Source organism: Clostridia bacterium, assembly GCA_019683875.1.
Classification (GTDB): domain Bacteria; phylum Bacillota; class Sulfobacillia; order RBS10-35; family Bu92; genus Bu92.
Genome location: JADGHN010000057.1, coordinates 1 through 11,620 on the forward strand (window position 1 = coordinate 1; position 11,620 = coordinate 11,620).

13 protein-coding genes are annotated in these 11,620 nt (G+C 71.9%); 5 read left to right on the forward strand and 8 right to left on the reverse strand.

Going from position 1 to position 11,620, the window contains the following annotated elements; all coding sequences use genetic code 11:
* Positions 1–65 precede the first annotated feature (65 nt).
* A complete protein-coding gene (locus IRZ18_05925; protein MBX5476645.1) occupies positions 66–824 on the forward strand; it encodes an SgrR family transcriptional regulator in 759 nt (252 codons plus the stop codon).
* Positions 772–1,347: a histidine phosphatase family protein gene (locus IRZ18_05930; GenBank protein ID MBX5476646.1), complete on the forward strand. Its 576-nt coding sequence runs from the start codon at positions 772–774 to the stop codon at positions 1,345–1,347. Before IRZ18_05925 ends, IRZ18_05930 begins: the two co-directional genes overlap by 53 nt.
* A gap of 13 nt (positions 1,348–1,360) precedes the next feature.
* Here the strand turns inward: IRZ18_05930 and IRZ18_05935 are convergent, their stop codons facing one another.
* Complete coding sequence (locus IRZ18_05935) at positions 1,361–2,626, reverse strand: MFS transporter (protein ID MBX5476647.1); 1,266 nt, start codon at positions 2,624–2,626, stop codon at positions 1,361–1,363.
* An 85-nt stretch (positions 2,627–2,711) separates the two neighbouring features.
* Here IRZ18_05935 and IRZ18_05940 point away from each other — a divergent pair, with 85 nt between their 5' ends.
* Entirely contained in the window at positions 2,712–3,485 is a 774-nt protein-coding gene (locus IRZ18_05940) for a heme-dependent peroxidase (protein ID MBX5476648.1), read from the forward strand.
* Here IRZ18_05940 and IRZ18_05945 read toward each other — a convergent pair.
* On the reverse strand, positions 3,416–4,324 hold the full coding sequence (locus tag IRZ18_05945) for a heme A synthase (GenBank protein ID MBX5476649.1): 909 nt from the start codon (positions 4,322–4,324) through the stop codon (positions 3,416–3,418). The two genes, IRZ18_05940 and IRZ18_05945, sit on opposite strands and share 70 nt — an antisense overlap.
* Before the next feature lie 59 nt (positions 4,325–4,383).
* On the opposite strand from IRZ18_05945, the gene IRZ18_05950 reads away from it, so the two are divergent.
* Positions 4,384–4,947 (forward strand): DUF177 domain-containing protein, encoded by a 564-nt coding sequence (locus IRZ18_05950; protein MBX5476650.1) that lies wholly within the window; start codon positions 4,384–4,386, stop codon positions 4,945–4,947.
* 45 nt (positions 4,948–4,992) lie between these two features.
* Here IRZ18_05950 and IRZ18_05955 read toward each other — a convergent pair whose 3' ends face one another.
* Positions 4,993–6,378 (reverse strand): HDIG domain-containing protein, encoded by a 1,386-nt coding sequence (locus tag IRZ18_05955; GenBank protein ID MBX5476651.1) that lies wholly within the window; start codon positions 6,376–6,378, stop codon positions 4,993–4,995.
* A 64-nt stretch (positions 6,379–6,442) separates the two neighbouring features.
* Here IRZ18_05955 and IRZ18_05960 point away from each other — a divergent pair, with 64 nt between their 5' ends.
* Positions 6,443–7,225 (forward strand): metal-dependent hydrolase, encoded by a 783-nt coding sequence (locus IRZ18_05960; GenBank protein MBX5476652.1) that lies wholly within the window; start codon positions 6,443–6,445, stop codon positions 7,223–7,225.
* Here the strand turns inward: IRZ18_05960 and IRZ18_05965 are convergent.
* From IRZ18_05965 to IRZ18_05985, 5 genes are all read right to left on the reverse strand, one after another.
* Entirely contained in the window at positions 7,176–7,571 is a 396-nt protein-coding gene (locus IRZ18_05965; protein ID MBX5476653.1) for a M67 family metallopeptidase, read from the reverse strand. The genes IRZ18_05960 and IRZ18_05965 overlap by 50 nt on opposite strands.
* A complete protein-coding gene (cysK, locus tag IRZ18_05970) occupies positions 7,568–8,488 on the reverse strand; it encodes a cysteine synthase A (GenBank protein ID MBX5476654.1) in 921 nt (306 codons plus the stop codon). The genes IRZ18_05965 and cysK overlap by 4 nt, the downstream gene beginning before the upstream one ends.
* Before the next feature lie 17 nt (positions 8,489–8,505).
* Positions 8,506–10,113 (reverse strand): molybdopterin-synthase adenylyltransferase MoeB, encoded by a 1,608-nt coding sequence (gene moeB, locus IRZ18_05975; GenBank protein ID MBX5476655.1) that lies wholly within the window; start codon positions 10,111–10,113, stop codon positions 8,506–8,508.
* Between the two features lie 61 nt (positions 10,114–10,174).
* The gene (locus IRZ18_05980; GenBank protein ID MBX5476656.1) at positions 10,175–10,561 is read right to left on the reverse strand and encodes a hypothetical protein; all 387 of its coding nucleotides are present in this window, start codon (positions 10,559–10,561) and stop codon (positions 10,175–10,177) included.
* Complete coding sequence (locus tag IRZ18_05985) at positions 10,551–11,387, reverse strand: sulfurtransferase (protein MBX5476657.1); 837 nt, start codon at positions 11,385–11,387, stop codon at positions 10,551–10,553. The genes IRZ18_05980 and IRZ18_05985 overlap by 11 nt, the downstream gene beginning before the upstream one ends.
* Positions 11,388–11,620: the final 233 nt, after the last annotated feature.

The following is an 11,620-nucleotide window of genomic DNA, read 5'->3' on the forward strand; positions in this document are numbered from 1 at the left end:
CGCCGGGTTGTTGCAGCGCCTGTTCCAGCTGCAGAACCCCACGGTGCCGTGGGGACCGGAGCCGGGTGGCGGGAGCGAGGCCCCGCCCGGCCAGACTCCGCCGGGCGAGCCGTCCCCGAGCGAATCGTCCCCGAGCGGGGCCGTTCCCGGCGGGCCGGGGTCGAATCCGCCGGGAACGGGAGAGGCGGCGCCGGGCGCGACCGGTCCGGGGGGAACGGCGCCGGGCGCGACAAGCCCGGGGGGAACTCCTCCGGGCACGACGGGCCCCACCGGGAAGACGCCGCACACAGGCGGTCGGGGCCGGTCGGGATCGGGCGCGAGCGTTCTGGGCCCGGCTGGAGCGGCGCCGGGCTCCGGAGGCGGCGATTCGGGAGCAGGATGGCTGCTCTGGCCGCGGTAATCTGGAAACCTGCCGGGACGCGGCGGCCGTCACCATTGAAGAGCTGGCCGAATGGTGGGACTGTTCGCCTCGGGCGGCGCAGCAGACGCTGCGCCGCCTTTCGCGCTGGGGGCTCGTCCGCTGGGACCCCCGGCCGGGGCGGGGGAACCGGTCCAAGCTGGAGATCAAGGTGCATCCGGTCTTCGTCTACTTCGACCGCGCCTGCGAGGCTCAATCGAGGGGACAATGGGCGGAAGCGGCGTTCTGGCTCGGCGAAATCCTGAGGGAGTGCCCCTGCATTCCCGAAGTGCCGGCCATGCTGGCCGACGTGCGCCAGCGACTCGGCTTGCGCCCGGCCGCATGGCCGGACGGATGCGGAGGATGCAATCTCGATGGTGACGTTGTACCTCGTGCGCCACGCGCACGCGGACTGGGCGCCGGATGAGGACCGGCCGCTGTCGGCGCGCGGTGAGGCGGACGCCCGCCGGGTGGCCGACCTTCTTGAACCGTTTCCGATCGAGGCCGTCTACGCCAGCCCCGCCCGGCGGGCGCGCGACACCGTGGCGCCGCTTGCGGAGCGCCGCGGATTGACCGTGGAACTGGTCGAGTCGCTCGCGGAACGGCGCCTGGCGGCCGGCGCGGTGGAGGACTTCGACGCGGCCGTGCGCTGGACGTGGGAACACCCGGATGAGGCGCTTCCGGGTGGGGAGTCGAACCGCGCCGCCCAGACCCGCGGTTGGACGGCATTGCAAGCGATCATGGCGCGGCATGCGAACGGGCACGTCGTCGTCGCGTCGCACGGCAACCTGCTGGCCCTCGTCCTGCAATGCGTGGACCCGTCCGTCGACCACGCCTTCTGGCGGCGGATGACGATGCCGGACGTCTACCGGCTTCAGGGGGATGCGGATTGCGGCTGGCGCGTCGAACGGCTGTGGCGGGAAGCCGGCGCGGCACCCTCGGCGACCTGAACGCGGTCGCCGTTCAGACTGCGGCCGTTTCCGCCCGGCGCGGCAGCGGCGCGTGAAGTTCGGGCAGCGCGCGGGCCAGAAGCGCCGCGGGAAGCGTGCACGCGATCGCCGCGTCGAGCACCCAGGAGAGTCCGATCGCGTCGGCCATCCAGCCCAGCGCGACGGCTGCGACGCCCGCGGTCCCGATCGTCAGGCCGGTGGTGACGCCGGAGACCATCCCCAACCGATGCGGCAGCAGGCGCTGCCCGTAGCTCGTCGTGACCGACCAGCTGCCCATGGAAAGCGCGCCGCTCAGCACGAGGAACGCCGCCCCGGGCACCGGCGGCAGCAGACGGAAGGCGAGCGCCGGGGCGACGAGCAGCGCCAGGCAGAACCACGTCACCCGCCGCTCTCCGATGGCGTCCGCCACGTACCCGCCCACGAGCGTCCCGATGGCCCCCACGAGCAGGAAGGCGAACATGAGGTAGTCCGCGGCCGCCGCCGACCAGCCGTAGGTCTCTTGGTAATACAGCGCTCCGTATGTGCCCAGCGACACCTGGATGAATGACCGCAGCGCGATGACCAGGCACAGCAGCGCGAGGGCGAGGCGCGCGCGGGACCCGGGCAGCGGGGAGACGGCGTCGCCTTCACCATGGACGGGCCCGGCGCCCCGTCCCGTGGGGCCGCCGCCACCCGCGCCGCCGACCCGCTCCGTCGGCGGAGCGGCCTCCGTCCGGCGCCCGCTGCGCCAGGCGAGCGCCAGCATCGGGACGCCGACGATGAACGCGGGAAGGCCGATCCAGCTGATGCGGCCGAGTGCGCCCGCGTGGACGAAGAGCGCCACGGCGAGGGGACCGGCGGCCATGCCCGCGTTGCCGGCGACCTGGAACCAGGACAGGGCCGTCGCCGGACGGTCGCCGGCGTGCCGGCGCACGCCCTGCGAGGCCTCAGGATGAAACGCCGACGCGCCCACGCCGGCCACCGCGACGGCCGCCAGCACGGCCAGGTACGTGGGCGCGAGGCCCGCCAGCACGAGGCCGAGGCCCGTCGACAGGAGGCCCAGCGGGGCCAGCCAGCGGCCGCCGAGGCGGTCGGCGACGCTGCCCAGCACGGGCTGAAGCGCGGCCGAACAGCCGTTCGCGACGAGAACCAGGGCGCCCAGCAACCGGTACGGCCAGTGGTGCGCGGCGGCGAAGAGGGGCAGCAGCGCGGGGATGCTGCCGGTGGCGTAGTCGTTCACGAAGTGGGCCACGCTGTACAGGGCGATGCGCCGCCGGTCCATCCGCGAGGCCGAGTCCATGCGTCCATTCTAAACCGAACGCCTGAACGAATTCATCGCGCCGGGCGGCGCACGGGCAGTGGTAGACTTGGGGCCGTGAGGGGGTCTGCGCGTGTCAGCACCGGAAACCTTGGACGGCTGGTTCGCCCTCCACGACATCCGCACCGTCGACTGGCCCAGGTGGAAGGCGCTCGCCCCGGCGGATCGAGCGTCGATCGTCAGGGAAGCCTCGCAACTTCTTGCCGAGTGGGAGGCCGTGAACGGCAGCGGTCGCGGAAGCTTCGGCCTGTTCCGCGTCGTCGGCCACAAGGGCGACCTTCTCCTCCTGCACTTCCGCCCGGCGGTCGCCGAGCTCGCGGAACTGGAGCGCACGTTCCAGGCGACGCGCCTCGCGGACTTCACCCATCGCGCGACGTCATTTCTTTCGGTTGTCGAGCTCAGCCGGCACGGCGCGCCGCCCACGCCCGAGGGCGTCGACCCGGCGGAGAATCCGGTCGTGGCGCGGCGGCTGAGGCCCGACATCCCCGACAAGTCGCACGTGTGCTTCTACCCGATGAACAAGCGCCGCGGAGAGCGGGTCAACTGGTTCACGCTGTCCGCCGAGGAGCGGCGAGACCTGATGCGGGGGCACGGGCAGGTCGGGCACCGGTACGCAGGGCGCGTCGTGCAGATCATCACGGGGGCCATGGGGCTGGACGACTGGGAATGGGGCGTCACGCTGTTCGCGGACGACCCGCTTGACTTCAAGAAGCTGGTCTACGAGATGCGCTTCGACCCGGCGAGCGCGCTCTACGCGGAGTTCGGCCCCTTTTACGTGGGCACGCGGCTGGACGCATCCCGGCTCGGCGCGTACCTGAACCCCGAGCGCAGCGCCACGTAGAGTTCTGCGCCGAACAGCAGCGGGACGATCATCGCGTGAATCATCGCCGTGAACGCGGACACGCCGGAGAAGACGACGATGGCGCCGCTCAGCGCCTGCAGGATGCCGAACGCGAACGCCCAGCCGGCGCCCGCGCTCAGGTCCGGGCGCTGCGCGCGCAGCCGCGCCGCCGCGTGCCAGAGGTAGGCGAGCAACACCAGCAGCGCGCCGGCGCCCAGGCGGTGCAGGAACTGCGGAAACTCGCGCGAAGCGAACGCTGGGATCGCGGTTCCGTCGCAGAGCGGCCACCCGACGCAAAAGGAACCCGTGTGACGCACATACGCTCCGGAATAGATGAGGACGAACGTGTACACGAGCGCTGCCCAGGACAGCCGCCGCACGAGCCGCTCCCCAGCGGAGGCCGGTCCGGCCGCGAGCGGCGCGGCGGCCATCGAGAAGGCGAGCAGCAGCACGCCGCTGTAGGATAGCAGGGACACGCCGAAATGCGTCGCCAGGACCTCCGGCGGTTCCGGCCACATCACCGCGGCGGCTCCAAGGATGGATTCCAGGACCAGAAAACCGACGGCCATGACGGCGAACGCGCGGTCGCGCCGCGGGCGGCCGCCGCGCCAGGCGACCACCGCCAGCCACAGCACGAGGACCGTGGCCGCGCCCGTGACCAGGCGATGGCCATATTCGACCATCGTATGGAAATTCGGAACGGGGAAGACTTGACCGTTGCAGAGCGGCCACGAGTTGCCGCAACCGGTGGCGGAGCCCGTATTCGTCACCAGCGCGCCCATGACCAGGACGAGGTACATGGCGGCGACCGTCAACGTCGCAAGGCGGCGTGCGCTCAAGGAATCGGTCACTCCTTTTCCGAAGCCGAACCTATCATAGCACCCGAGGAGGCGCGAGGATGTCCGCCACAAGTCGGATCGACGTTCAACCGGTGAAAGGGCCGAACGGCGGGACGATGTCCTTCATGTGGACACCCCCGGCGGAGTCGTTCGACGTCGCCGGCCAGGCGTTCGAGATCCTGCCCGGCAACGAGGCGCGCGTCTCGCTGCGCGGCCAGGACGGGCGCATCGAGGCGCGCGTCGACGGGGTCATCCGCGTGCGCTACCCGTGCGACCGATGCCTCGAACCGGCGGACGAGCGCATCCCCGTCCACTACCGGCAGCGCTTCGTGACGCCGGAGGTGTTCGAGCAGATGCCGGTGCCGGAGCGCGAGGGCGAGGAGGACGGCGTCACGTACTGGCCGTACACGGGAAGCCACATCGACCTCGGCGAGGGGTTCCGGCAGAACCTGCTGCTCGCCGCGCCGCCGAAGCACCTCTGCCGCGAGGATTGCCGGGGGCTCTGCCCCGTATGCGGCCGGAACCGCAATGTGGAGACGTGCGACTGCGAACCGGATTCGGTGGACCCGCGGTTGGCCGCGCTGCGGGACCTCTTGCAGGAGCCGGGCGACGAGGCCCGCTGAGGCGCTTCAACCTGGCGGGGCGTTGACGGGCGACCGCGCCGGCGCCTACGCCTGCTCCCCAAGCTGCTGGCCGAGGTCACGCACGCGCCGCAGCAAGTGCTCGCGCTCGTTGGCGGCGGGATCCTCGAGCACCTCGTCCAGCAGCGCCGCGAGCACGCGGCCGACAAGCGGGCCCGGCGGCACGCCGAGCTCCCGCATCACGTCATGCCCGTCGACGGCCAGGTCGCGCACCGTCAGCGCCGTGGACGCCGCTAACGTGGTCTCGAAGCGGGCGCGGAAGTCGAGGAGGGCATCGTACGCGGCGCCCACGAAGCGCCCGCCGGTGCCGACCATGTCCGCGAGCTTGAGGTCCAGGAGGTCGCGCACCCCCTCTTCGCCGAGCTGCGCCACGAGGCGCCGCATGCCCTTGGGGCCGATGTCGAACGTGAACATGTGGCGGGCGATGAGCCGCTCCGCGCGTTCCGCGACGCGCCGTTCCAGGCGCAGCCGGCGCGCCGCGGCGGCGAACATGTCCGCGCCCAACGTGTCGTGGCCATAGTAGTGCACGCGCGCGCCGTCCACGGTGCGGCACCAGGGCTTGCCGACGTCGTGGAAGAGGGCCGCCCAACGCACCGCCGGCCGCGGGGGGACGAGCCGCGTCACCTCGACGAGGTGGTCGAAGAGCGGCAGCGCGTGATACTCGTGGTCGGGCGGCAGGCCGATCGCCGGCACGAGTTCCGGGAGGACGACCGCCGCCAGGCCCGACCACACCAGCCGGCGCAGGCCTTCCGCGACCCCTGGCGCGAGGAGGATGCGCTCCAGTTCCGGCCCCACGCGTTCCGCCGCGACGCGTCCCAGCGCTTCCGCGTGAGCGGCCATGGCGAGCCAGGTCGCGTCCTCGATCCGGAAAAGCAATTCGGCCGAAAGCCGCACGGCGCGCAGGAGACGCAGCCCGTCCTCGGCGAAGCGCGCGGCGGGATCGCCGACGGTGCGGATGAGGGCACGGTGCAGGTCGGCGCGGCCGCCGAACGGGTCGACCCAGCGGCCGCCGGGCAGGCCGAGCGCGATCGCGTTCACCGTGAAGTCGCGCCGGGCCAGGTCCTGGCGGACGTCCTGGACGAAGTCCACGCGCGCCGGGCGCCGCCCGTCCACGTAGTCGCTTTCGGCGCGGAAGGTCGTCACCTCGATCGGCCGCCCTGCGACGATCACCGACACGGTGCCGAAGCGTTCGCCGACGGGAACGGCCGTCCACCCGCGGGCGCGAGCCGCCCGCGCGACGGCCTGGGGCGGAAGGTCCGTGGCGAGGTCGTAGTCGTGCGGTTCGCGGCCGAGGAGAGCGTCGCGCAGCGCCCCGCCGACGAGGAAGACCTGCGCGGGCCCGCCCGAGGGGCCCGGCTCGCGCGCGAGCGCGTGGGCGAGCGCGGCGACATCGTCCGGCAGACGCAGGTCCATGGCCCTATTGTGCAACAGGATTCGGCGCCCCGTAGCCGAATCTGCGGCTCCAAGGGGGATGCCCATGCCGCAGTCAGGCCTGCACGGCATCGCGGGGCTGTACGCGGCCAGGCTCCTGCGGCCGGGAGATCCGGCCGGCGGGCGGGGCCCGGCCGTTCAGACGGAGGCCGGCGCGTTCAAATACGGGCTCGTGCTCGGGAACATCCTGCCGGACATCGACTTCTTCGTGATGGGGCCGGCGTACCTGGTGCGCGGCTCGAGCGCGTTGGGCCTGCACCGCTCCTGGTCCCACAGCCTCCTGACCCAGGCGCTGTGCTGCGGGCTGCTGCTGCTTCTCTGGGCGCGCGGAAACGATCGCCGGCGGGGGCTCGTCAAGGGCCTGTGGCTGGGGATGGCGATGCACTCCATCGCGGACGTCTTCCTTTGGTTTTCCGGCGTGCGCCTGCTGTGGCCGCTCTCCATCGGCGACGTCGACCTGTGGACGCGCGTGACCGCGCCCGGCTGGCTCTCCAACCTGCTCGGCGCCGCCGACTACCTCTTTTTCGCCCTCTTCTTCGCCGATCTCGGGCGCCAGGCGCGGGCACGCGGCGTGGACCTGGACGTGCTACCCCGGCTCCGCCGCGTGATCGCCGTCCTGTGCACCCTGTTCTTCGCGTTCGGCGCGCTGGCGTTCGTGTGGTCCGGCAAGCCGGCCCTCTACAACCTCGTGGACTACACCTTCTTCATCGTCGCCTTCCTGCCGGTGGAGATCTGGGTGCTGCTCCGGATGAGGGAGACCGTGGCGCAAGCGGGGCCCGTCAGGGTTGGACTTCCACCGGCACCTCCGTCACGGCTCCGTCGCGGATGAGGAAGCCGCGCAGCACCGGCGGTTCCGAGGCGAGGGAGAGGATGAGGTACACCGCGTCCGGGTAGAAGGCGAGCCGGACGTCCGTGGGCGAGGGATACGCCTGCGTCGCCGGGTGCGAGTGGAAGATGGCCACCAGTTCCAGCCCCTCGGCGTCGAGGCGCCGCTGGAAGCGCAGGATCTCCTTGGCCGGAACGGTGTAGAACACCTCGCTCGCGGCCTCGTTCGGCGTGGGGTGAAACACGAGCGCCTCGTCGCCGCGGCCGCCGACAAGGCCGCACGCCTCCAACGGCGCACCCTCCTTGGCGTGCCGCACCATCGCCTCCCACATCTCCCGCGGAATCTTCATAAGGACTCCTCCGTCTTGGTCGCTCCTCCGGCGAGGTGCGCGGGGGCCATGGACAGATACCGTTCGCCGGTGTCGGGGAGCACGGTCACGACGCGGCTCCCTTCGGGCAGGCGGCCGGCCACCTGGACGGCCGCGTAGACGGCCGCCCCGGAGGAGAACCCGGCGAGAATGCCCTCCTCCTGGCCGAGGCGCACGGACCATTCCATGGCCACCTCGTCCGGGACGGCGATGACCTCGTCGATGAGCGAGCGGTCGAGCACGCCGGGCACGAAGCCGGCGCCCAGGCCGTGGATGCGCGTGAACCCGGGCCGGCCGCCGGAAAGCACGGCGGAACTCGCCGGCTCCACGGCCACGATGCGCACGCCGGGCAGCGCCTCACGAAGCGCGCGGCCCACGCCCGTGATCGTGCCGCCCGTCCCGACGCCGGCGACGAACGCGTCCAGGCGCCCGCCGGTCTGGCGAAGGATCTCCGGGCCCGTCGTCCGGTAGTGGGCGAGCGGGTTGGCGGGGTTGTCGAACTGGCTGGCGAGGAAGGTGCCGGGCTGTCGCGCCAGTTCCTGCGCGGCCCAGACGGCGCCCGACATGCCCTCGATGGCGGGCGTGAGGTGGAGTTCCGCGCCGAGCCAGCGCAGCAGGCGCTGGCGCTCGGCGCTCATGTCCTCCGGCATGGTGAGGATGAGCTTGTAGCCGCGAGCCGCCGCCACCACGGCCAGCCCGATGCCGGTGTTGCCGCTCGTCGCCTCGACGATGGTTCCGCCCGGGGGGAGGAGGCCGCGCCGCTCCGCGTCCTCCACCATTGCCAGGGCGATGCGGTCCTTCACGCTGCCTCCGGGGTTGCGGCTCTCGACCTTGACGAGCACCTCGCGCCCCGGCGGCGCGAGCCGGCGCAGGGCCAAGAGTGGCGTCTCGCCGATCATGTCGGTGACCGTCGCCGTCACGGGCGCGCCTCCTTCCCGGCGACGAGCGGAAGTCGGCTGTTCTGCCAGGCGAGGAGCCCGCCCCGCAGGTTGAACGCGCGCGAGTAGCCGCCCGCCCGCAGGATCTCGACGGCGAGGGCGCTTTTCACGCCGCGGTCGCAGACGAAGATGGAGGTCTTGTCCTTCGGAATCTCCGCCATGCGCTGCGCGATGTCATCCAGGGGCAGCAGCCGGCTGCCGGGGATGTGGCCGCGCTCGTACTCGTGCGGATCCCGCACGTCGAACCAGGCGACGTCCGGGTCGTCGACGTGCGCGGCGGCGGCCGCCACCGCCACTTCCGCGCCGTCCGACGGCGGAAAGGCGCTCGCCGCGTCGACGGGAGCCGCCGCGTCCGCGCTCGCGGCGCGGGCGGCCGGTGCATGCTCGGACGCCTGCGGCGCCGGGTGTGCCGGGCCTGCGCCCGCGGCCGCGTCCGCGCCGACCTGCGCGCGCGGCGCGGGCACGCCGCAGAACGCCTCGTAGTCGATGAGCTCGCGGATTGTCGGCTCGTCGCCGCACACCGGGCAGCGCGGGTCGCGCCGCCACTTGAGCGTGCGGAAGCGGCCGGAAAACGCGTCGAACAGGAGCACGCGGTTCGCCATCGGCTCCCCGGCGCCGAGGAGGACCTTGATCGCTTCGGCAGCCTGGAGCGTGCCCATGATCCCGGCCACGGCGCCGAGGATGCCGCCCTCCGCGCAAGAGGGCACGCTGCCCGGCGGCGGCGGGGACGGGTAGAGGCACCGGTAGCAGCCGCGGCCGGGCAGGAACACCGTCAACTGGCCCTCCCACTTCAGGATGCTGGCGTCCACAAGCGGCTTGCCGAGGAAGACGCACGCGTCGTTGACGAGATACCGCGTCGGGAAGTTGTCGCTGCCGTTGACGACGAGGTCGTAGCCGCGCAGCACGTCCATCGCGTTCTCCGACGTGAGCACCTCGGGATGCTCGATCACGCGCACGTCCGGATTGAGAGCGCGGAGCGTCTCGGCGGCCGACCGCGTCTTCGGCCGGCCGACGTCCGCCCAGCCGTGCAGGACCTGCCGCTGAAGGTTGCTGCGATCGACGACGTCCCCGTCCACGAGGCCGATGGCGCCGACACCCGCCGCGGCCAGATAGAGCGCTGCCGGCGATCCCAACCCGCCGGCGCCGACGACCAGCACCCGGCTCTGCAGCAGCTTGGCCTGGCCGTCCAGCCCCACGCCTTCGAGCAGGATCTGCCGCGAGTAGCGCTCCAGTTGTTCCTCCGTAAGGAGGGGAACGCCGGCGCGGCCGCCCGCGCCGGCGTTCCCCGCGGCCTCGCCGGAGCCGCTGCTGCCGCCGGCCATCGCCGGCACGACGGCGACTTCGTCGCCGTCGCGCACGGGCGTGTCCACGCCGGCCAGGCTACGGATCTCGTCCTCGTTCAGGTAGACGTTCACGTGTTCATGCAGCGCCCCGTCCTCCGTGAACATCTGGGGCTTCAGGCCGGGGTGGCGCTCGGCCAGGCGCCGCAGCGCCTCGCCCACCGTCGCGGCTTCGACCTCGACTTCCGCCGCGCCGTCGGTGTGCCGGCGAAACGGTGTCGGGACGTAGATGCTGACCTTGGCCATGCCATTGACCTCCCCTTCCGGCCTCCCCCTGCGGGCTGCGCTTGAGTGGCCCCGCCCATGGTCAGAACTCGCGGATCTCGCCGTCGTCGAAGCAGCTTCCGGGCGTCATCTGCACCCGCACGAAGTGCCGCGAGTGGGGGAGGGTGACCAGGTGCGCGAGCCAGTGCTCGCGCTCGCTCTCCGGCAGCCGGCTCGCCAGGTCCGCCGCGGGCAGGTGGATGAGCGCGTCGTCCGCGGCGATGCCGAAGTCCAGCGAGAACCCGCCCGCCTGCTTCAGCCGGCCCGCCGTGTTCGTCCGCTGCAGCGTGAACCCGGGCTTGCCGCGATACCTTTCGAGCACCGCGGCGTCGAAGAAGACCTGCACGCGGTCCGGCTGGCCGCCCAGCACCCGCCGGTAGAACGCCTGGACGAAGATGTCGTCCTTCGCGGAAAAGGCTTCAACGCTCAATCGGCATTCCCACCATGCTGCCCCATTCGGTCCAGGAGCCGTCGTAGTTGCTGACCTTCTTGTACCCTAGAAGCTCGTGCAGCACGAACCAGGTGTGCGACGACCGCTCCCCGATGCGGCAGTACGTGATGACGTCCTTGTCCGGGGTGACCCCGACGCTCTCGTACAGCTTGCGGAGTTCCTCCGCCGTCTTGAACGTGCCGTCCTCGTTGACGGCGCGGCTCCACGGGACGTTGGCCGCCCCGGGGATGTGGCCGCCGCGCTGCGCCGTCTCCGTCATCCCGGGCGGCGCGATGACCTCTCCGGTGAACTCCTGCGGCGACCGGACGTCGACGAGCGCCGCCTTGCCGAGCGAGCGCAGCACCTCTTCTCTGGAGGCGCGCAGGCTGAGGTCGGGATCCTTGGCCCGGTACGTCGCCGGCGGCAGGTTCGGCCGCTCTTTCGAGAGCGGGCGGCCCTCCGCGATCCACTTCTGCCGGCCGCCGTTCATAAGGTACAGCTTCTCGTGGCCGTAGAGCTTCAGTTCCCAGTACGCGTATGCGGCGAACCAGTTATGGTTGTCGCCGTAGAGGACGATCGTGTCCTGCTCGCTCACGCCCACGCGGCCGAGGAGCGCCTCAAGCTGCTCCTTTGAGAGGATGTCCCGCCGCAGCTGGTCCTGGAGGTCCGTCGTCCAGTTGAGGCCGATCGCGCCGGGAATGTGACCTTCCTCATACGCCGTCGCGTCGACGTCCACCTCGATGATGCGGACGTTCGGGTCCTTCAGGTGTTCCGCGACCCATTCCGTCGAGACGAGCACGTCCTTGGCGTAACCCGACATCGCCACACCCCTTTCCCCGAATCCCGACTATTGTAGTCGGGACATGGGTAATTTAGCACGCTCGGGATGTGGGGGACAACGGCGCATGCGCAAAAAAGACAACGCCCACCCCGCGGGGACGAGCCGCGGGGTGGGCGCCGGGCGCGAGCCGGCGTCAGTCCCTGGCTGCAGGGGCAGCCTCGCGCCCGCCCCCCCCGCCCCCGGCCCGGCGCCTGACGCCCCCCCCCCCGCCGCGGGGG